This is a genomic window from Stenotrophomonas indicatrix, assembly GCF_050573115.1.
GTDB lineage: Bacteria > Pseudomonadota > Gammaproteobacteria > Xanthomonadales > Xanthomonadaceae > Stenotrophomonas > Stenotrophomonas lactitubi_A.
In genome coordinates this window covers 240,381-258,812 of the sequence record NZ_JBNYZT010000003.1, presented here as the reverse complement: position 1 = coordinate 258,812, position 18,432 = coordinate 240,381, and the positions used below count along the sequence as shown (strand labels likewise).

Genomic DNA, 18,432 nt, shown 5'->3' with positions numbered 1-18,432 from the left:
GGGTAGGGCAGTAGAGATGCAGCAATCAACTTCCAGCGGCACGCGCAGCAAGCGTTTCGCCTCTGCGGCGCAGGCCCTGCAGGGCGTGGTCGCCGATGGCCAGACCCTGGCCGTGGGGGGCTTCGGCCTGTGCGGCATTCCCGAGGCACTGATCGCCGCGTTGCGCGACAGTGGCGCCAAGGGCCTGACCGTGATCTCCAACAACGCCGGCGTCGATGGCTTCGGCCTGGGCCAGCTGCTGGAAACCCGGCAGATCAGCAAGATGATTTCGTCATACGTGGGCGAGAACAAGGAATTCGAACGGCAGTTCCTGGCCGGCGAGCTGGAGCTGGAATTCAATCCGCAGGGCACCCTGGCCGAGCGCCTGCGTGCCGGCGGGGCGGGTATCCCGGCGTTCTTCACCGCCACCGGCTACGGCACCGTGGTCGCCGAGGGCAAGGAAACCCGTGAGTTCGATGGCAAGCACTACGTGATGGAAACCGCGCTGCGCGCCGACGTTGCCCTGGTCAAGGCCTGGAAGGCCGACGAGGCCGGCAACCTGGTGTTCCGCAAGACCGCGCGCAACTTCAACCCGGCCTGTGCGATGGCCGGCAAGGTCTGCATCGTGGAAGTGGAGGAGGTGGTGCCGGTCGGCAGCATCGATCCGGACCAGGTGCACCTGCCGGGCATCTACGTGCACCGCATCGTGCACAACCCCACCCCTGAAAAACGTATCGAACAGCGCACCATCCGTGCGGAGGGCAACTGACATGGCATGGACCCGCGATGAGATGGCGGCGCGCGCTGCGCGTGAACTGACCGATGGCGCCTACGTGAACCTGGGCATCGGCCTGCCGACGCTGGTGGCCAACCACATCCCCGAGGGCGTGGACGTATGGCTGCAGTCGGAAAACGGCCTGCTCGGCATCGGCCCGTTCCCGACCGAGGCCGAGGTTGACGCCGACCTGATCAATGCCGGCAAGCAGACGGTGACCGCGCGCGCCGGTGCCAGCTACTTCGGCAGCCATGACAGCTTTGCGATGATCCGTGGTGGCCACGTCAACCTCGCCATCCTCGGCGCGATGCAGGTGACCGACAAGGGCGACCTGGCCAACTGGATGGTGCCCGGCAAGATGGTCAAGGGCATGGGCGGCGCGATGGACCTGGTGGCCGGCGTGCAGCGCGTGGTGGTGCTGATGGAGCACACCGCCAAGAACGGCGAGCACAAGCTCCTGGCCGAATGCACGCTGCCGTTGACCGGTGTGGGCGTGGTCGACCGCATCATCACCGACCTGGCGGTATTCGATGTGACCGATGACGGTCTGGTGCTGGTGGAGACCGCCGCGGGTGTGGGTGACGATGAGTTGAAGGAAAAGACCGGCGTCGTGTTCAAGCGCCGCTGAACATCCACGGGGCAGCGCGTCGCTGCCCCATCTCTCTGAAAGCCCCATGCTGTTCCCCCACGACCTGCCAGATGCCGATGTCCGTCACCTGACCGGATGGCTGCCCGCAGCTGAGGCTGATGCCCTGCAGCAGGCGCTGCAAGCCGAAATCCTGTGGGAAACCCACCGCATCCGCATGTTCGGCAACTGGGTGGATTCACCGCGGTTGAGCTGCTGGATCGGTGATCCGCAGGCGCGTTACCGCTATTCAGGCGCCGAGTTCATCCCGCATCCATGGCCGTCGATGCTGCAGGCGCTGCGCATGCGCCTGCAGGAACAGGGCACGGGCGAGTTCAACAGCGTACTGCTCAACCGCTATCGCGGCGGCACCGACTACATGGGCTGGCACAGCGATGACGAGCCGGAGCTGGGGCCGGCGCCGCTGATTGCTTCGTTGAGCCTCGGGGCGGCGCGACGGTTCCTGCTTCGCCGCCGCGACGACCCGGCACGCAAGGCCGAGTACCTGCTCGGCCACGGCGATCTGCTGTTGATGGGAGGGCAGACCCAGCGCCACTACCAGCACGCGCTGCCGAAGATGGCGCGGGTGCAGGGTGAACGCATCAACCTGACGTTCCGCTGGATCACACCGCGCTGATCGGTCATGCGGACCAAGGTCCGCACCCACCAAGGGCAATCAGTCCGCAGCCAGCAAAGGCAATCGGTTCGCTGCGACCTGCGCGACTGTCAGTGCTTCAGCGCCTGCTTGTCATTCTGCCCGCTGGTCAGCGTCCAGCCCACCACGTCCTGGGCCACCTGCTGCAGGCCACGCTCGAAGGCGGCGGCTACGGCCGACACGTCGGTGCTGCCCACCGGCTGCAGCTGGCGGAAGGTACGGTCGGCGACCACCCGCTGGCTGGTCACGTCGATCAGCTTGGCGTTGATCTCGATGACGACCGTCGGCGTGGGCTGGCCCTGGTAGTCCGATTCGAAGCGACGGATGTCGGTGGACAGCTTGTAGTCGGCGCGGATGCCGGCGGCGACGCGGGCCACGCCGTGGATGCGGCCGGAATCCTCGAAGCCGCGCAGCAGGGTGTCCTCGATCATGTCGGTGGCCGGCTGTGCCCAGCTGGCGCCCTTGTAGATCTCCAGCTCCGACGGCGTCGGCCGCACGTTGATGCGCGGGCTGTCGACCATGCGCGCGGCGCTGGGCTTGGCCAGCACCAGTTGCCAGTCGGCCTGCGGCCAGCTGGGGTCGACCTTGACCTGCACGGCCGGCGAATACAGGGTGACGGGATTCTTGTCGCCGCTGCCGAGGATCGAGCAGCCACCCAGCAGGGTGGCCAGCGACGCGGCCAGCAACAGGCGCGGAAGGGTGGTCGGGCTCATTTGGGTTCGAACTCCTTCGGGGCGTCGCGGCCGAGCAGGTAGCGTGCGGGGTTGTTCTCGAGACGGTCGCTGACCCGGCGCAGGTCGCGGATCAGGCCACGCAGTTCACCCAGCGTCGGGCCGAGCTGACCCAGGCCGTCATTGGCGAAGCTGTTGATGGCCGCGCGGTTCTCGCCAAGGATCGAATCGGCATTGCCGGCGGCCGAATCAAGCTTGGCCAGGGTGGCGTCGAGCTTGTCGATGATGCCCGGCAACTGCTGCACCAGGTTCTTGTCCAGGCGCTCGATGGTGCCGTTGGTGGTCTTCAGGGTGGTGTCCAGGCTGCGCGCGGCATCGCGCGCGCTGAGCAGCAGCGACTGCGTGCCCTGGTCACGGTCGGCCAGGCCACCACTGATCGTTTCCAGGTTGGCCAGGGTGGCGTTGATCGAGGCGACGTTGCGGTCGCTGAGGATCTGGTCCATGCGCTCGACGATGCGGTTGGCCACGTCGGTGATGTTCTGCAGCGCCGACGGCGTGGTCGGGATGATCGGTGCCGGGTCCTTGTTGACCGTGGTCAGCGCCGGCGACTGCGGCGTGCCGCCGCTGAGCTGGATGATCGACGGGCCGGTCAGGCTGGTGATTGCCAGCTTGGCGCGGGTATCGGTCTTGACCGGCGTGGTCGAGTTCAGGCGGATGCGTGCGACCACCTGGCGCGGATCGTCCGGCACCAGGTTCAGTTCGGTGATCGAGCCCACCGCGATGCCGTTGTACTGCACCGGGCTGCCGACCGACAGGCCGGTCACCGCTTCGCGGAACACTACCCGGTATTCCTGCCAGGTACGGTCGGAGGAGTACTTGGCGGCCCACAGGCCGAAGGCCAACAGGGCCAGGCCGGTGATCAGGGTGAACGCGCCGATCAGCACGTAGTTGGCTTTCGTTTCCATGGCTCAGGCACTCTCGATCTGTTCGCCACGCGCGGCGCGCGCGCGGGGTCCGTGGAAGTATTCCTGGATCCACGGATGATCCAGTCTCTCGATTTCCGGCAGCGGCGCATTGGCCACCACCTTGCGGTCGGCGATGACCGCCACCCGGTCGCAGATCGCATACAGCGTGTCCAGGTCGTGGGTGATCAGGAACACGGTCAGCCCCAGCGCTTCCTGCAGGGTCTTGATCAGACGGTCGAACGCGGCCGCACCGATCGGGTCCAGCCCGGCGGTGGGTTCATCCAGGAACAGCAGCGGCGGATCCAGCGCCAGCGCACGTGCCAGGCCGGCGCGCTTGCGCATGCCGCCAGACAGCTGCGAGGGCAGCTTGTTGATGGCATCGGCGGGCAGACCGGCCAGTTTCACCTTCAGCAGGGCCAGCTCGTAGTGCCAGCGCTCGGGCAGTTCGCGGTGATGTTCCTTCAGCGGCACCTGCACGTTTTCGCCCACGGTCAGCGACGAGAACAGGGCGCCGTCCTGGAACAGCACGCCGGTATTGCGTTCGATGTGCAGGCGGCTCTCGGCGTCATCGGCGCGCGCGTCGCGACCGAGCACTTCGATCTGCCCTTCATCCGGCACACGCAGGCCCAGGATCGAGCGCATCAGCACCGATTTGCCGGTGCCCGAACCGCCCACCACGCCAAGGATCTCGCCACGGCGCACGTCCAGGTCCAGCCCTTCATGCACGGTCTGGCTGCCAAAGCGGTTGACCAGCCCGCGCACGCGGATGGCCAGGTCGTGGCCGTCGTCGTCCTGCATGGGCACTTCTTCGGGGATCGGATGCGTGCTCATGTCACCAGTCCATGTGCATGAACCACAACGCCGCGAAGGCGTCGATGATGATCACCAGCGAGATCGTCTGCACCACGCTGGAGGTGGTGCGCTCGCCGACCGACTGTGCGGTGCCTTCGACCTTCAGGCCTTCCAGGCAACCGATCAGGCCGATCACCAGCGCAAATACCGGCGCCTTGGACAGGCCCACCAGCATGTGCCGCACTTCCATCGTGTCGTGCATGCGCGCGATGTACATCTGCGGCGGAATGTCGAGGTCGAACGCGCCGACGGTGATGCCACCAGCCAGGCCGGCGACCATCGCGATGAAAGTCAGCAGCGGCAGCGTCACCAGCAGCGCGACCAAGCGTGGCAGCACCAGCAGGTCGATGGGGTCGAGCCCCAGGGTGCGCATCGCATCGATTTCCTCGCGTGCCTTCATTGCACCGATCTGCGCGGTGAACGCACTGGCGGTGCGGCCGGCCAGCACGATCGCGGTCAGCAGCACGGCAAATTCGCGCAGGAAGGCGATGTTCACCAGTTCGACCACGAAGATCTCCGCACCGAAATCGCGCAGGATGGTCGAGCCGAGGAAGGCGATCACCGCACCGACCAGATAGGACAGCAGCGCCACCAGCGGTACTGCGTCCAGCCCGACCTGCTCCATTTGATGGACGGTCGCGGTCAGGCGGAAACGTCGGGGTTCCTTGACCAAGCGTGCGGCCTTGACCAGGTTCTCACCGAGGAAGCTGCACAGCGCCTTGATGTTGTGGCCCGTGGCATGGACGCTGACGCCCAGCCGCTCCAGCGCCGCCAGCACGCCGAAGTCGCGCTTCGGCTTCGGACGGTCGTCGGCCACTTCTTCGATGGTGCACACCAGCGCCTGGTGGTCCGGGCGGAACTGCAGCGCGTGCTCGCCGAGATCGGCACGATGGGCGACGCGCAGCACCTGCAGCACGCCGGCCGAGTCGAGCAGCTCGATGCCGGTGGCGTCGATGCCGGTCAGCGTGTCCGGAACGCCACGCAGCACTTCGGCCGCGGCCAGCGCGGTCTTCAGGGTCCAGTGGCCGGACAGCCGGATCAGTCCCGGATCCTGAGCGTCCTGTTCGAGCTGGGGGGCGTGGGTCGGGGTCATGGGGGCCATTCGGGTCGCAGCATAACCGTTCTGAATTGCACGTCGCGTCGAACCAGGATGAATTTCTCCAGCAGAGCCTGACGTAGGTAATACTACGGCGCATGTCCGCAGACGCTCACACGATCCCCACGCCCCAGGCCACCTACGCGCAGCGCGTGGCCTTCGTTTCCGAGATCGCCGGCCGCCTGCACAGCTACGGCACAACGGCCCAGCGCCTGGAAGCGGCGGTGGTTGCATTGGCCCGCCAGCTCGATCTGGATTGTGAACCGTGGTCGAATCCCACCGGCATCATCCTCAGTTTCAGCGACCCGGCGCAGGCCATCGGCTCCAGTGACATCACCCGGGTGATCCGGCTGGCGCCCGGCGAGAACGACCTGCACAAGCTCAGCGTGGCTGACGGGATCGCCGAAGAAGTGGCCAACGGCCGCATGAGCATCGCCCAGGGCCACACCGCGCTGCGCCAGCTGGACAAGGATCCGGGCCGGCGCGGCAAGCTGCGCACCATCCTGTCCTTCACCCTCGGTGCGGCGGGCGTGGCGGGAATGTGGAAGCTGCCGTGGCTGGACATCGCCACCGCCGGCGTCATCGGCCTGTTGATCGGCCTGCTCGGCATGGTCACCGACAAGCGCCCGGCCAGCCGTGAAGCGGCCGAAGCGCTGGCGGCGCTGTTGGCCGGCCTGGTCGCCACCGTGGTCGCCACGTTCGTGGGCGCCCTGAATCTCAACACCGTGATCATCGCCTCGCTGGTGGTGCTGCTGCCGGGCATGTCGCTGACCAATGCGGTCAATGAACTGGCCAGCCAGCACTGGGTGTCCGGCACCGCGCGCTTTGCCGGCGCGTTGACCACGATCATGAAGCTCAGTGTCGGCGCGATGATCGCGGTGACCCTGGCCGATGTGCTGGGGCTGGACCCGATGATCCGTGCCTCGCGGCCACAGGGGCCGTGGGTGGAGTGGGGCTCGCTGCTGACGGCGGCGTTCGCCTTCGCCATGTTGTTCAAGGCCAACCGTCGCGACTATCCGTGGGTGATCGCCGCCTCGGTGGCCGGTTACGCGATCTCCAAATTTGGTGGTCATGCCTGGGGTACGCCGGCCGGCATCTTCCTGTCGGCGATGCTGCTGACCGCCGGTGGCAACCTGTTCGGGCGCGTGGTCGGCCGCCCTGGCGCGATCATCCGCCTGCCGGGCATCATCATGATGGTGCCTGGCAGCACCAGCCTGCGCGGCGTGCTGACCCTGGTCCAGCAACAGGACGTGGGCGCCGGCCAGAGCGTGTTCCTGACCGTGTTGAACGTGGTGATGGCGCTGGTCGCCGGCCTGCTGTTCGGCAATCTGCTGATGCCGGCGCGCAAGACCCTGTAGGTGTGGACCGTTGGTCCGCACACCCTTGAATGGTGTGGGTGTGGACCGTTGGTCCACACACCGGACAAAGAAAAAGCGCCGGCTTTCGCCGGCGTTTTTCATTGCAACCCGATCTGGCCTCAGGCCTTCTTGATCAGGAAATCTTCCGGCTTCTTGCTGCCCTTGGCGGTCAGCTCGGCCATCCAGCGCGGCTGCTTGCCGCGACCGGTCCAGGTTTCCTTCGGGTTGGCCGGGTTGCGGTACTTCGGCGCAACCTTGCCCAGCTTGCGGCCGGCGGTCTTGGACGGGGCCTTGGTGGCCTTGGCGACCTTGCGCGCACGCGGTGCGGGTTCACCACCGAACAGTTCCTCGATGGTGTAACCCTCGGTCTTGGCCAGCTTGCTCAGCTGGGCACGTACCTTGGTGATCGGGCGACGCTTGGCGACGATGGTCTGCTGCTTCTTGGCTGTGCGGATCAATGCGCCCAGCTCACGTGCCGACAGGCCGGTCAGGTCGATGCTCATCAACGATTACTCCAGAAACTAATTTAGGGACAGGGACGAGCCGGTCCGTGGCGTCGCGGGACAGAGTAATGAGGAATTAATCCCAGCACAAACAGTTGAGGTCACCGTCTGTCGGCTGGCTGGCCCGGTTGCGACCATTTTGACCGGATTATGTCCGCTGCGATTTTCCGGGGGCGGCCGTCCGGCAAAAAAAGACCGGGGTATACCCCGGTCTTTTCCGATCAATCCTGCAGGCGCTGCAGCAGGGTGGCCTTGTCCAGGCTCTCCGCTTCGGCCGCGCGGCGCGAGCGGTACTCGAAGGTCCCTGCGGCCAGGCCGCGCTCGCTGACCACCACCCGGTGCGGGATGCCGATCAGTTCCATGTCGGCGAACATCGCGCCCGGGCGCAGGCCGCGGTCGTCCAGTGCAGCATCCAGACCTGCGTCGCGCAGCTCCTGCAGCAGGCCTGCAGCGGCATCGGCCACGGCCGCGTCGCCCTTCGGATTGATCACGCAGACCACCACCTGCCACGGCGCCATCGCGTCGGGCCAGATGATGCCGGCGTCATCGTGGTTCTGCTCGATGGCTGCAGCGACCACACGCGAAATGCCGATGCCGTAGCAGCCCATCGTCATCACTGCGGCCTTGCCGTTCTCGTCCAGCACGGTGGCATCGAGCGCCTTGGCATAGGTGCGGCCCAGCTGGAACACGTGGCCGACTTCGATACCGCGGGCGATTTTCAGTTCACCGCCATCCAGCGCACGATCACCCGCGCGTACATTGCGGATGTCGGCTACTTCCGGTTCGGCCAGGTCGCGGCCCCAGTTGACGCCGGCCAGGTGGAAACCGGCCTCGTTGGCACCGACGACGAAGTCGGACATCGCCGCCACTTCGCGATCGGCAACCACGCGGATCGGCTTGGCCGCTGCGACCGGACCAAGGAAGCCCGGCACGCTGCCGAGGTAGTCGGCGATCTCTACTTCGCTGGCAAAACGCTGCTCGTCCAGACCAGCAACCTTGCCCAGCTTGATTTCGTTGACCTCGTGGTCGCCACGCACCAGCACCAGCACGAACTGCTGTGCCTTGCCTTCACCGGCGATCAGCGCCACCGACTTCACCGTGCGCTGCAGGTCGATGCCGAGCAGGGCGGCAACGTCTTCGCAGGTCTTCTGGACCGGAGTTTCGACCTTGCGCAGCGCTTCGCTGGCCGCAGCGCGCGCAGCCGGATCGGCGGCAATGGCCGCTTCCATGTTGGCGGCGTAGTCCGAACCGGTGGAGAACACCAGCGCGTCTTCACCGGAATCGGCGATCACGTGGAATTCCTGCGAGGCATCACCGCCGATCGCACCGGAATCGGCCTGCACCATGCGGAAATCCAGGCCCAGACGGGTGAAGATGCGGCTGTAGGCCACCTTCATGTTTTCGTACTCACGCACGAGGTCTTCGTCGTGCAGGTGGAACGAGTAGGCGTCCTTCATCAGGAACTCGCGCGCACGCATCACACCGAAGCGCGGACGGATCTCGTCGCGGAACTTGGTCTGGATCTGGTAGAAGTTCACCGGCAGCTGCTTGTAGCTGGACAGTTCGCTGCGCGCGAAATCGCAGGCCGCTTCTTCAGCGGTGGGGCTGTAGCAGAAGGTCTGTTCCTTGCGGTCCTTGATCTTCAGCAGCTGCGGGCCGAACTTCTGCCAGCGGCCGGTCTGCTCCCACAGTTCCTTCGGCTGGATGGTCGGAATCTGGAATTCGACGGCACCGGCGCGGTCCATTTCCTCGCGGACGATGCGTTCGACCTTGCGCAGCACGCGCAGGCCCAGCGGCGACCAGGTGTAGAGGCCGGACGCGAGCTTGCGGATCATGCCCGCGCGCAGCATCAGCCGGTGGCTGGTCAGCTCGGCGTCGCTGGGGGTTTCCTTGGTGGTGTGCAGGTGGAACTGGGAGAGGCGCATCGTCGGCTTCGGATTACGGCAGAGACACCTATTCTGCCAGCCCGGCCGGGGGAGGGGTATCGGCCGGGCGGCGCCCGGCACCCGCAGCGGCCAGAGCAACGGCCAAAGCAAAAGCGGGTATTCCGTGGGATGGCGGGGTGGGTCCGGTTGCGGGGGCCGCTGCAAGTACGTCCATGTAAGCTCGGTCGCCGCATCCATGCGGCTCACGCCCCCGCAACCGGACCCACCCCGCCTTCGACAGATCTCCGCAATCTGTCTGGACGGCATGGCCTGCTCTATGGCATGGCCTGCTCTTGGTGGGTGTCGACCTTGGTCGACACCGTAGATCCACGCCATGCGTGGATGTTCTACGTTCAATTGTCGAAATATTCGATTTCGATGGAGATTCATCCACACATGGCGTGGATCTACTGGCCACCGGGAAACTGTCGAAGGCGGGGCACTGTGGGTTTGCGGGGTGTGAGCCGCATGGATGCGGCGACCAAGCCCCCATGGACGGGTTCACGGCGGCCCCGCAAACCCACAGTGCCCCGCCATCCCCCAGGAAGCCGCCGTTGCAGTTGCTCCGGCCGTTGCCTCTGCGGGTGCCGGGCGCCGCCCGGCCGCTACCCCCTCAACCCGCCGGTGGGCAGTACGCCTTGATCGTCGCCTCGGCCAGGTCCTTCTGCGCGCTGCGCTGTTCAGGGGTAAGCGCGGTATCGGCCTTGCCGTCGCCATCGGTGTCCTGCATCACCGGGCCGCCGCCCTCCAGCAGCGCCACGTTGGCGCGGGCGGTGCTGCACTCCTTGGGCACCGGAGCGGCACTGGCTGCCTCCGTTTCTCCCGCTACCGGTGTCCTGGCCTGGGCTCGGGTCTCGTATTTGGCCCCGGTCGGCGGCGTTTCCGAATACTGGGTCACGCCCTTGGCGTCCTTCCACTTGTAGACAGGGCCGGCCAGCGCAGTGGTACTGGCCAACAGCAGCAGGCATCCCAGGCAGGACAGGGCACGCATGGCAAACTCCGCAGAATGGGCGTAGAACGCCGATTGCAGCATTGGCGCCGACCGCTGGCAAGTCGATTAAACTGGATTCCATGGACCCGATCACACCGCCGCCGCGCTCGCGCACGATTTACCTGCTGCCCAACCTGTTCACCACGGCTGGGCTGTTCTCTGGCTTCTACGCCATCATCGCCGCGGCCAACGGAGATTTCGTCAATGCCAGCATCGCCGTGTTCGTGGCGGCGGTGATGGATGGACTCGATGGCCGTGTCGCGCGTTTGACCGGTACCAGCAGCGAGTTCGGCGTGCAGTACGACTCGCTGGCCGATCTGGTCAGCTTCGGCATGGCGCCCGCCTTGGTGATGTACCACTGGTCCCTGTCGGAACTGAAGTACGACGGTGAGCTGGTCGGTCGCCTGGGCTGGGCTGTGGCGTTCCTGTACGCCGCCTGCGCGGCGCTGCGCCTGGCCCGCTTCAACACCCAGGTGGCCGTGGTCGACAAGCGCTGGTTCGTCGGCCTGGCCAGCCCGGCTGCTGCCGGCCTGATGATGTCCTTCGTGTGGGCCTTCGCCGATGGCACCTTGGGCTGGAACGGCAACGAGCTGCGCTTCGTGGCGCTGGCGGTGACCCTTGTCGCCGCACTGCTGATGGTCAGCCGCATCCGCTTCTGGAGCTTCAAGGGCGGCGCCGCCAAGGAGGGCGCACGTTCAGACCGAGTCCCGTTCCTGGTGCTGGCACTGGTACCGATCGGCATCGCCATCGCGGTGATCGATCTGCCACGTGTGTTGCTCGTCGTCGGCATCCTCTACGCCCTGTCAGGCCCGGTGATGTGGGGCGTGCAGCGCCTGCGCAAGAAGCCCGAGGCAGCGTGAGTCAGGACCTGCCCGTGTTGTGGTCCCCGGCCCAGCAGGCCTGGCTGCAGGCCATGGGCTACACCGTCTATCACGACGGCCAGCTGGCCGCCGAGATGGACGCGGCATTGCAGCTGAGCGTGGCCGAAGCCGAGGCATCGATGCCTGCGGCGGTCGAGCCGACGCGCACGGCTCCACCTTCGACGCAGCACACGCGCAACCAGCGCGATCCTGCGCCGGAACAGCGGCCCGAGCGCGCGCCGCCACGCACTGCCGTGCCGGTGGCGGCGCCGGATACCGTGCCGGCTGCTGCCCGTCCGCTGCCCACCGGAAACGCGCGCCAGCCGCTGGTGCGCCTGCCTGATCGCCTGCAGATCGCGCTGTTGCGAGCGTCGGGCTGCAATCCCAACGACCCCGCCACACAGACGCTGATGGAAAGCTGGCCGCTGGAACAACTGCGTCGCGACCCTGCTGCCAAGCGCGCGTTGTGGCCGCAGCTGCGAGCGCTGCGCAAGGGCGGAAACGCATGAGTGCGGTCAGCCAGCCCGGGCCGGTGGCGATGCGTGCACTGCGCGAGAGCGATCTCAACGCGGTGATGGCCATCGAAGTGCGTGGCTATCCCTATCCCTGGACCCGCGGCATTTTCCTGGATTGCCTGCGCGCCGGTTACCCCGGCCTGGCCATGGAGCGCGATGGCATGTTGATCGGCTATGGCGTGCTCAGCCTCGCTGCCGATGAAGCGCATGTGCTGAACATCTGCATCGATCCGCTGGTGCAGTCGCGTGGCCTCGGCCGTGAGCTGCTGCGTGCGCTGGTCCGCCTGGCTGGTGATCGAGGTGCGCAGCGGGTGTTCCTGGAAGTGCGTCCGTCCAATACGCCAGCCCTGGCGCTGTATCACAGCGAAGGCTTCAACGAGATCGGCCGGCGCCCCCGCTACTACCCTGCTGCGCAGGGGCGCGAAGATGCGCTGGTGATGGCGATCGAACTGGTGGACGGCGAGCTGGAGACGATGCCGCCGCTGTAATCGGCGTCGCGTGGCCGCTGCGCTCGCCGGGCATGGCCCGGCGCTGCCGATGCGTTGTTTACGCCAGCCGCAGCGCCAACACGCCGGCCACGATCAACGTCGCCGCCGTCCAGCGTGCACGCGGTACCCGCTCGCGCAGCAGGAACACCGAGATCAGCAGCGCGAACAGGATCGACGATTCGCGCAGCGCCGACACCATGGCCACGGGCACCTGGGTCATCGCCCACAGCGCCATCGCATACGATGCGGTGGTGCCGATGCCGCCGGCCACACCCAGCGGCCAGTGCTGGCGCGCATACGCCAGCAGCTTGCCGCGCTGCCGATGCAGTGCCCACAGCGGCAACGGAATGCCCGACAGCAGGAACAGCCACAACGTATAGCTCAGCGCATTGCCGGACAGCCGTGCGCCCTGCGCATCGACCAGCGTGTAGGTGGCGATCATCGCGGCGGTCAGCAACGGCAGCCGCAGCTGGCCGCTGCATGCGCCGCGGGCCATGCACAGGATGCCGCCACTCACCAGGATGACGCCGAGCCAGGCCGACGGCGGCAGGCGTTCGCCGAGCACGGCGCCGGCCAGCGCAACCAGGATCGGCGCGCAGCCGCGCATCATCGGATACGCCAGGCTCATGTCGACCTGCTGGTAGCAGCGTGCGACCAACGCGTAGTACGTCACCTGCAGCAGCACCGATGCGATCAGCCACGGCCAGCTTTCCGCGGCGGGGAAGGGCAGCCACGGCAGGACGAGCGCAGACAACAGCGCGGCGCTGCCGGTGACCAGCACCGTGCCGAGGAATTTGTCCGGTCCGCGTTTGACGATCGCGTTCCAGCTGGCGTGCAGTGCAGCGGCAGCGAGGACCAGCAGGAAGAGGGAAAGCGGCATCAGGCGATGATGCCAAAAGGCAGGGGTGGGTGCCGACCTTGGTCGGCACATTGCTCTGCAGGGTAGGTGCCAACCTTGGTTGGCACTTCACAGCGGCGCGGACCAAGGTCCGCACCCACCCGATCAGCTGTTACAGCTTCGCGCGCTGCTCGCGCAGGCCGGCCAGCTGGTTGTTCCAGTCGACCAGGCGCACGCGCTCCTGCTCGATCACCGCCGGCGGCACCTTGTCGGAGAACTTGGCCAGCTTGGTCTCGCTCTTCTCCTGCTCGCCTTCCACGCGCTTGATCTCCTTGTCCAGGCGCGCGCGCTCGGCATCGAGATCAACCAGGCCTTCCAGCGGTACCAGCAGCTTCAGTTCACCGACGATCGCGGCGGCTGCCGGCGGCGCACTCTGTGCGTCGGCCAGCCACTGGATGCTGTCCAGCTTCAGCAGGAACGACAGCGAGGCACTGAAGCGCTCGATGCGCACGCGGTCCTGTTCCAGGCCGGCCAGCAGGCGCAGCGGCACCAGCTTGGACGGGGCAACGTTCAGTTCGCTGCGCACGCGGCGCACGGCACTGATCACTGCCTTCAACCATTCAACGTCGGCCTCGGCCTGCGCATGGTCGCCCTCGAACTCGGCGGCGGTCGGGTACGGACGCAGCGACAGCGTGGTTTCGGCCAGGCCCAGGCGCGGGGCCAGCTGTTGCCACAGCTGTTCGGTGATGAACGGGGTCAGCGGGTGCAGCAGGCGCAGCAGCGCCTCCAGCACATACAACAGCGTGTGGCGGGTGCTGTCAGCGTCGGCGGCATCGGCACCGTTCAACGCCGGCTTGCTCAGCTCCAGGAACCAATCGCAGAACTCGTTCCAGGCGAATTCGTACAGGCACTGCGCCAGCAGGTCGAAGCGATAGGCGGCGAAATGACCCTGCGCTTCGGCGGTGGTGGCGGCCAGGCGCGAGAGGATCCAGCGCTCGGCATCGGTACGCGGCGTCGGCACGCCGGTGAACGCCGCACCTTCGGTGTTCATCAGGGTGAAGCGGCTGGCGTTCCACAGCTTGTTGCAGAAATTCTTGTAGCCCTCGGCGCGGTTCATGTCGAACTTGATGTCGCGGCCATGGGTGGCAAGTGCGGCGATGGTGAAACGCAGCGCATCCGCACCATGGGCGGCGATGCCGTCCGGGAACTCCTTGCGCGTGGCCTTCTCGATCTTCTCCACCATGCGCGGCTGCATCAGCCCGCCGGTGCGCTTGGCCACCAGATCATCGATGGTGATGCCGTCGATGATGTCCAGCGGGTCGAGCACGTTGCCCTTGCTCTTGGACATCTTCTGGCCCTGGCCATCGCGGATCAGGCCGGTGAAGTAGACGTCCTTGAACGGCACTTTGCCGGTCAGGTTGTCGGTGGCCATGATCATGCGCGCCACCCAGAAGAAGATGATGTCGAAGCCGGTGATCAGCACCGACGACGGCAGGTAGCGGTCGAAACCGCGCTCGGCCATCGCCTGCTCGTTCGGCCAGCCCAGGGTGGAGAACGGCCACAGCTGCGAGGAGAACCAGGTCTCCAGCACGTCGCTTTCCTGGCTCAGCACCACGTCGCTGCCGAGATTGTGCTTCGCCCGCACGTCCTCTTCGCTGCGGCCGACGTAGCAGTTGCCGGTGGCGGCATCGAACCACGCCGGAATGCGGTGGCCCCACCACAGCTGGCGGCTGATGCACCAATCCTGGATGTTGTTCATCCAGTGGCGGTAGGTGTTGATCCAGTTCGGCGGCACGAAGGCGATTGACCCGTCCTCGACCAGTTCCAGGCCACGACGCGCCAGTTCGTCCATTTTCACGAACCACTGGTCGGTCAGGTACGGCTCGATCACCTGGCCGGTGCGGTCGCCACGCGGCACCTGCAGCTTGTGCGCCTTGGTCTCGACCAGGATGCCCAGGTCTTCCAGTTCACCCAGCACGGCCTTGCGCGCGTCGTAACGGTCCAGCCCCTGGAAACGTTCCGGCGCGTTGTCGTTGATCGCCGCCACCGGAGTGAACAGGTTGATCATCGGCAGGCTGTGGCGCACACCCACCTGATAGTCGTTGAAGTCATGCGCCGGGGTGACCTTGACCACGCCGGTACCGAACGCGCGGTCCACGTAGTCATCGGCGATCACCGGCACGCGGCGGCCGGTCAGCGGCAGCACCACGCTCTTGCCGATCAGGTGCAGGTAACGCTCGTCTTCGGGGTGCACCATCACCGCGGTGTCACCCAGCAGGGTTTCCGGACGGGTGGTGGCAACCACCAGGTAATCGCGGGTTTCGCGCAGGGTTTCGACGCCGTCGGCATCGCGCTCGACGTGCTCGTAGCTCAGGCCTTCATCCAGCTGGTAGGCGATCGACCACAGGAAACCGTCTTCCTCGGCGCTCTCCACTTCCAGGTCCGAAATCGCGGTCTTCAGCACCGGATCCCAGTTGACCAGGCGCTGGCCACGATAGATCAGGCCCTGTTCGTGCCAACGCACGAAGGCTTCGATCACCGCTTCGGACGGCTGCGGGTCCATGGTGAAGGTGCTGCGCGACCAGTCAGCCGAGGTGCCGAGGCGGCGCATCTGCCGTTCGATGATGTCACCGGACTGCTGCTTCCACTCCCACACCTTGCCGATGAAGCCCTCGCGGCCCAGCGAATCGCGGGTCTCACCGTTGCCTTCCAGCGCCAGGTTGCGGCTGACCACCATCTCGGTGGCGATGCCGGCGTGGTCGGTACCGACCTGCCACAGCGTGTCGTAGCCGCGCATGCGGTGGTAACGCACCAGCGCATCCATCAGGGTCTGCTGGAAGGCATGGCCCATGTGCAGGGTGCCGGTCACGTTCGGCGGCGGCAGCAGGATGGTGTACGGCTCGCCCTTGCCGGACGGCTTGAAATGGCCGGCCTTCTCCCAGGCCTCGTAGAGGTCGGTCTCGAAGGACTTCGGGTCGTAGCTGGAGGCGAGTTGGGTCATGCGGGGGAACCAGTCATCAAGGCGGGAAGGGAGATCAGCGCGACCCGAGGGTGCGCCGGATCTTCTGGTCGGTGTGGTACTGGCTGACCGAATAGGCAGCCCAGATCGCGGCGGGCAGCCAGCCGATCAGGGTGATCTGCAGGATCAGGCAGACGATGCCGGCAAACGGCCGGCCGATGGTGAAAAAGGACAGCCAGGGAAGAATCAGGGCGATCAGCAGGCGCATCAAGGGGTCCTCGCAGGGCTTACATGTCGTGCTTGTTCAGGTCGTAACCGGCGGTCTTGTACTGGCGCCAGCGCTCGCGCAGCGGTTCGCGCGCTTCCGGATCGGCCGGCACCACTTCCAGCACGCGCTCGCACTGGCCCAGCCAGGGTTCGTCGCGCAGGTTGATCACCAGCGGCCGCACGGGGGCCTCGCCACCGGGCGGGGCGATCAGCACCAGCGCCTCTTCCTCGTCCACATCCTCACCCACGATCTGGTGCGGAATGTAGGCATCGTCGTCGAACGACCAGAGAAGTTCGTCCAGTTCTTCGGCCTGGGCCTGGTCACGTGCCAGCACCAGGGTGAACAACCCGGCGTCGTTGGCCTTGCGCGCCAGTTCGCAGACCAGGCGCAACGGCTCGGTCAGGAATCGGGGCTTGGCGATCAGGTAGAAGTCGGCGCGGGGCATGGCGGCATCCAGGTGAGGCAGGTGCCGATCCATGCCGGGTGACGGCTGGAGCGGCGAGGCCCCGGCCGGCGGTTGCCGGCCAGGGTCAGGTACAGCGTCAGGCGCGGGCGACCTGGTCCAGCAACCACTGGCTCAGCAGGCCGACCGGACGGCCGGTGGCCATGCCACGCTTGCCTTCATCGCTGGCCACGCCGGCGATGTCCAGATGGGCCCAGCGCTGGCCTTCGGCGAAGCGCGACAGGAAGCAGCCAGCGGTGATGGCACCGGCCCAGCGGCCGCCGATGTTGTAGACGTCGGCGAAGCTGGAATCCAGCATCGGCTGGTATTCGTCCCACAGCGGCAGGCGCCAGGCGCGGTCGAAGACCTGCTCGCCGGCGGCCAGCAGCTCGTTGGCCAGGTCGTCGTGCTTGCTCATCAGGCCGGCGGTCTGGTGGCCGAGGGCGACCAGGCAGGCGCCGGTCAGGGTGGCCACGTCCACCAGGGCAGCTGGCTCGAAGCGCTGCGCGTAGGTCAGGGCGTCGCACAGGATCAGGCGGCCTTCGGCGTCGGTGTTGCCGACTTCGATGGTCTTGCCCGACATCGAGGTGATGACGTCGGACGGACGGTAGGCGTTGCCGTCGATGGCGTTTTCCACCGCCGGCACGACCACGACAAGGTTCAACGGCAGCTTGGCCTTGACCGCGGCGACGAAGGTGCCGATGACGTTGGCGCCACCGCACATGTCGTATTTCATCTCTTCGATGCCGCCCTGGGTCTTCAGGTTGACGCCGCCGGTATCGAAGGTGATGCCCTTGCCGACCAGCACGTAGGGCTTGGCGTCGCCGCCATTGCTCCACTTCAGCACCACCAGGCGCGGGCGGTTGGCCGAGCCACGGGCCACGGCCAGCAGCGAGCCCATGCCCAGCGCTTCCATCTGGGTCTCGTCGAGGATTTCGGCTTCGGCACCGTCATGCTCGCCGGCGAATTTCACGCCCACTTCAGCCAGGTATGCCGGGGTGCAGTAGTTCGGCGGCAGGTTGCCCAGCTCGCGGGCGAACTCGACACCGGCGGCGATGGCCTGGCCCTGGGCCAGGGCCTGCGCGTCCTCACCGGCGATGGCCAGCTGCGCCAGGCCGGCATCGTCGGCCTTCTTCTTGCCCAGAGTGGCGGTGTAGCGGTAGGCCGCGTGGTCGGCGGCGATCACCGCCTGGCGGATCGCCCAGGCCGCGTCGCGGTCCTTCACCGCCACTTCGGACAGGGTGAACAGTGCGCTGCGGGCAGCGCCGGCCTTCAGCGCGCGTACGGCATCGCCGACCGCCTTCAGGTACTGCGGCACGCCGAAGCGGGCAGCATCGCCGAGGCCGACCACCAGCACGCGCGGGGCGGTCACGCCCGGCAGGTCGTGCAGCAGGGTGGTGGCGCCGGTCTTGCCGGACAGGTCGCCGCGCTGGGCCAGGGCGGCCAGGCGGCCACCACTTGCAGCATCCAGTGCCTGCGCGGACGCAGTCAGGGTATGGTCGGCATAGGCGCCGACGACGAGGCAGTCAACGGCGGCCGAAGCCGCAGCGAGGTGGTTCAGGGTGAATTCGAGAGCCATTGAGCAGATTCCATTGGCAAGTCCGTACAATCGCGGACCGTTTACGCCCAGACGCTAGACTGGGCGGCACCGCGAACGAACCTGAGAG

The 18,432-nt window shown here is 66.6% G+C and carries 19 protein-coding genes; 7 read left to right on the top strand and 12 right to left on the bottom strand.

All coding sequences use genetic code 11. The features are described from left to right. The first annotated feature begins 16 nt into the window (after positions 1-16). From ACQ5SA_RS09975 to ACQ5SA_RS09965, 3 genes are read left to right on the top strand one after another with little or no spacing between them, the layout of a single operon-like run. Complete coding sequence (locus ACQ5SA_RS09975) at positions 17-748, top strand: CoA transferase subunit A (RefSeq protein ID WP_025878484.1); 732 nt, start codon at positions 17-19, stop codon at positions 746-748. A 1-nt stretch (position 749) separates the two neighbouring features. Beyond that, the gene (locus tag ACQ5SA_RS09970) at positions 750-1,382 is read left to right on the top strand and encodes a CoA transferase subunit B (RefSeq protein WP_499314120.1); all 633 of its coding nucleotides are present in this window, start codon (positions 750-752) and stop codon (positions 1,380-1,382) included. A gap of 46 nt (positions 1,383-1,428) precedes the next feature. Next, positions 1,429-2,016, top strand: coding sequence for an alpha-ketoglutarate-dependent dioxygenase AlkB family protein (locus ACQ5SA_RS09965; protein ID WP_499314119.1), 588 nt, complete (start codon positions 1,429-1,431; stop codon positions 2,014-2,016). An 89-nt stretch (positions 2,017-2,105) separates the two neighbouring features. Here the strand turns inward: ACQ5SA_RS09965 and ACQ5SA_RS09960 are convergent, their stop codons facing one another. Genes ACQ5SA_RS09960 through ACQ5SA_RS09945 form a run of 4 tightly spaced genes read right to left on the bottom strand, consistent with a single transcriptional unit; the run spans position 2,106 to position 5,624 of the window. Then, complete coding sequence (locus tag ACQ5SA_RS09960; RefSeq protein ID WP_499314118.1) at positions 2,106-2,747, bottom strand: ABC-type transport auxiliary lipoprotein family protein; 642 nt, start codon at positions 2,745-2,747, stop codon at positions 2,106-2,108. Then, positions 2,744-3,670, bottom strand: a complete 927-nt coding sequence (locus ACQ5SA_RS09955) for an MlaD family protein (RefSeq protein ID WP_100551507.1) — start codon at positions 3,668-3,670, stop codon at positions 2,744-2,746. Before ACQ5SA_RS09955 ends, ACQ5SA_RS09960 begins: the two co-directional genes overlap by 4 nt. A 3-nt stretch (positions 3,671-3,673) precedes the next feature. Continuing rightward, positions 3,674-4,501, bottom strand: a complete 828-nt coding sequence (locus ACQ5SA_RS09950; protein WP_053442492.1) for an ABC transporter ATP-binding protein — start codon at positions 4,499-4,501, stop codon at positions 3,674-3,676. Between the two features lies 1 nt (position 4,502). Beyond that, entirely contained in the window at positions 4,503-5,624 is a 1,122-nt protein-coding gene (locus tag ACQ5SA_RS09945) for an MlaE family ABC transporter permease (RefSeq protein WP_176429855.1), read from the bottom strand. A gap of 92 nt (positions 5,625-5,716) precedes the next feature. On the opposite strand from ACQ5SA_RS09945, the gene ACQ5SA_RS09940 reads away from it, so the two are divergent. Beyond that, positions 5,717-6,976, top strand: a complete 1,260-nt coding sequence (locus ACQ5SA_RS09940; protein ID WP_025878492.1) for a threonine/serine exporter family protein — start codon at positions 5,717-5,719, stop codon at positions 6,974-6,976. A gap of 119 nt (positions 6,977-7,095) precedes the next feature. On the opposite strand, the gene ACQ5SA_RS09935 is transcribed toward ACQ5SA_RS09940, so the two are convergent. The 3 genes from ACQ5SA_RS09935 to ACQ5SA_RS09925 all read right to left on the bottom strand — a co-directional run bounded on the left by ACQ5SA_RS09935 (position 7,096) and on the right by ACQ5SA_RS09925 (position 10,395). Continuing rightward, entirely contained in the window at positions 7,096-7,479 is a 384-nt protein-coding gene (locus ACQ5SA_RS09935) for an H-NS histone family protein (RefSeq protein WP_089238647.1), read from the bottom strand. Between the two features lie 221 nt (positions 7,480-7,700). Then, positions 7,701-9,404 carry a proline--tRNA ligase gene (locus ACQ5SA_RS09930; protein WP_499314117.1) on the bottom strand — a complete coding sequence of 568 codons (1,704 nt, stop codon included), beginning with the start codon at positions 9,402-9,404 and terminating at the stop codon, positions 7,701-7,703. A gap of 613 nt (positions 9,405-10,017) precedes the next feature. Then, positions 10,018-10,395, bottom strand: coding sequence for a DUF4124 domain-containing protein (locus ACQ5SA_RS09925; RefSeq protein WP_499314116.1), 378 nt, complete (start codon positions 10,393-10,395; stop codon positions 10,018-10,020). An 80-nt stretch (positions 10,396-10,475) separates the two neighbouring features. Between ACQ5SA_RS09925 and pssA the strand changes: the two genes are divergently transcribed. Genes pssA through rimI form a run of 3 tightly spaced genes read left to right on the top strand, consistent with a single transcriptional unit; the run spans position 10,476 to position 12,258 of the window. After that, positions 10,476-11,255, top strand: coding sequence for a CDP-diacylglycerol--serine O-phosphatidyltransferase (pssA, locus tag ACQ5SA_RS09920; RefSeq protein ID WP_089238651.1), 780 nt, complete (start codon positions 10,476-10,478; stop codon positions 11,253-11,255). A gap of 53 nt (positions 11,256-11,308) precedes the next feature. Then, entirely contained in the window at positions 11,309-11,764 is a 456-nt protein-coding gene (locus ACQ5SA_RS09915) for a hypothetical protein (protein ID WP_499314247.1), read from the top strand. After that, positions 11,761-12,258 carry a ribosomal protein S18-alanine N-acetyltransferase gene (rimI, locus tag ACQ5SA_RS09910; RefSeq protein ID WP_499314115.1) on the top strand — a complete coding sequence of 166 codons (498 nt, stop codon included), beginning with the start codon at positions 11,761-11,763 and terminating at the stop codon, positions 12,256-12,258. Before ACQ5SA_RS09915 ends, rimI begins: the two co-directional genes overlap by 4 nt. 58 nt (positions 12,259-12,316) lie before the next feature. Here rimI and ACQ5SA_RS09905 read toward each other — a convergent pair whose 3' ends face one another. The 5 genes from ACQ5SA_RS09905 to ACQ5SA_RS09885 all read right to left on the bottom strand — a co-directional run bounded on the left by ACQ5SA_RS09905 (position 12,317) and on the right by ACQ5SA_RS09885 (position 18,344). Further along, the gene (locus ACQ5SA_RS09905) at positions 12,317-13,138 is read right to left on the bottom strand and encodes an EamA family transporter (protein WP_499314114.1); all 822 of its coding nucleotides are present in this window, start codon (positions 13,136-13,138) and stop codon (positions 12,317-12,319) included. A gap of 130 nt (positions 13,139-13,268) precedes the next feature. Then, positions 13,269-16,097 (bottom strand): valine--tRNA ligase, encoded by a 2,829-nt coding sequence (locus tag ACQ5SA_RS09900; RefSeq protein ID WP_499314113.1) that lies wholly within the window; start codon positions 16,095-16,097, stop codon positions 13,269-13,271. Between the two features lie 34 nt (positions 16,098-16,131). Continuing rightward, on the bottom strand, positions 16,132-16,323 hold the full coding sequence (locus ACQ5SA_RS09895; protein WP_025879360.1) for a YqaE/Pmp3 family membrane protein: 192 nt from the start codon (positions 16,321-16,323) through the stop codon (positions 16,132-16,134). A gap of 19 nt (positions 16,324-16,342) precedes the next feature. Further along, positions 16,343-16,768: a DNA polymerase III subunit chi gene (locus tag ACQ5SA_RS09890; RefSeq protein ID WP_025879359.1), complete on the bottom strand. Its 426-nt coding sequence runs from the start codon at positions 16,766-16,768 to the stop codon at positions 16,343-16,345. A 97-nt stretch (positions 16,769-16,865) separates the two neighbouring features. Next, positions 16,866-18,344 carry a leucyl aminopeptidase gene (locus tag ACQ5SA_RS09885; protein ID WP_499314112.1) on the bottom strand — a complete coding sequence of 493 codons (1,479 nt, stop codon included), beginning with the start codon at positions 18,342-18,344 and terminating at the stop codon, positions 16,866-16,868. Between the last annotated feature and the right edge of the window lie 88 nt (positions 18,345-18,432).

Bases quoted from the DNA above. Each gene is read 5' to 3' on its own strand.
- ACQ5SA_RS09965 (WP_499314119.1), top strand. From the start codon at position 1,429: ATGCTGTTCCCCCACGACCTGCCAGATGCCGATGTCCGTCACCTGACC.
- ACQ5SA_RS09890 (WP_025879359.1), bottom strand. From the start codon at position 16,768: ATGCCCCGCGCCGACTTCTACCTGATCGCCAAGCCCCGATTCCTGACC.
- ACQ5SA_RS09925 (WP_499314116.1), bottom strand. From the start codon at position 10,395: ATGCGTGCCCTGTCCTGCCTGGGATGCCTGCTGCTGTTGGCCAGTACC.
- ACQ5SA_RS09885 (WP_499314112.1), bottom strand. From the start codon at position 18,344: ATGGCTCTCGAATTCACCCTGAACCACCTCGCTGCGGCTTCGGCCGCC.
- ACQ5SA_RS09905 (WP_499314114.1), bottom strand. From the start codon at position 13,138: ATGCCGCTTTCCCTCTTCCTGCTGGTCCTCGCTGCCGCTGCACTGCAC.
- ACQ5SA_RS09940 (WP_025878492.1), top strand. From the start codon at position 5,717: ATGTCCGCAGACGCTCACACGATCCCCACGCCCCAGGCCACCTACGCG.
- ACQ5SA_RS09950 (WP_053442492.1), bottom strand. From the start codon at position 4,501: ATGAGCACGCATCCGATCCCCGAAGAAGTGCCCATGCAGGACGACGAC.
- ACQ5SA_RS09955 (WP_100551507.1), bottom strand. From the start codon at position 3,670: ATGGAAACGAAAGCCAACTACGTGCTGATCGGCGCGTTCACCCTGATC.
- rimI (WP_499314115.1), top strand. From the start codon at position 11,761: ATGAGTGCGGTCAGCCAGCCCGGGCCGGTGGCGATGCGTGCACTGCGC.
- ACQ5SA_RS09930 (WP_499314117.1), bottom strand. From the start codon at position 9,404: ATGCGCCTCTCCCAGTTCCACCTGCACACCACCAAGGAAACCCCCAGC.
- ACQ5SA_RS09960 (WP_499314118.1), bottom strand. From the start codon at position 2,747: ATGAGCCCGACCACCCTTCCGCGCCTGTTGCTGGCCGCGTCGCTGGCC.
- ACQ5SA_RS09915 (WP_499314247.1), top strand. From the start codon at position 11,309: ATGGGCTACACCGTCTATCACGACGGCCAGCTGGCCGCCGAGATGGAC.
- ACQ5SA_RS09970 (WP_499314120.1), top strand. From the start codon at position 750: ATGGCATGGACCCGCGATGAGATGGCGGCGCGCGCTGCGCGTGAACTG.
- ACQ5SA_RS09935 (WP_089238647.1), bottom strand. From the start codon at position 7,479: ATGAGCATCGACCTGACCGGCCTGTCGGCACGTGAGCTGGGCGCATTG.
- pssA (WP_089238651.1), top strand. From the start codon at position 10,476: ATGGACCCGATCACACCGCCGCCGCGCTCGCGCACGATTTACCTGCTG.
- ACQ5SA_RS09895 (WP_025879360.1), bottom strand. From the start codon at position 16,323: ATGCGCCTGCTGATCGCCCTGATTCTTCCCTGGCTGTCCTTTTTCACC.
- ACQ5SA_RS09975 (WP_025878484.1), top strand. From the start codon at position 17: ATGCAGCAATCAACTTCCAGCGGCACGCGCAGCAAGCGTTTCGCCTCT.
- ACQ5SA_RS09900 (WP_499314113.1), bottom strand. From the start codon at position 16,097: ATGACCCAACTCGCCTCCAGCTACGACCCGAAGTCCTTCGAGACCGAC.
- ACQ5SA_RS09945 (WP_176429855.1), bottom strand. From the start codon at position 5,624: ATGGCCCCCATGACCCCGACCCACGCCCCCCAGCTCGAACAGGACGCT.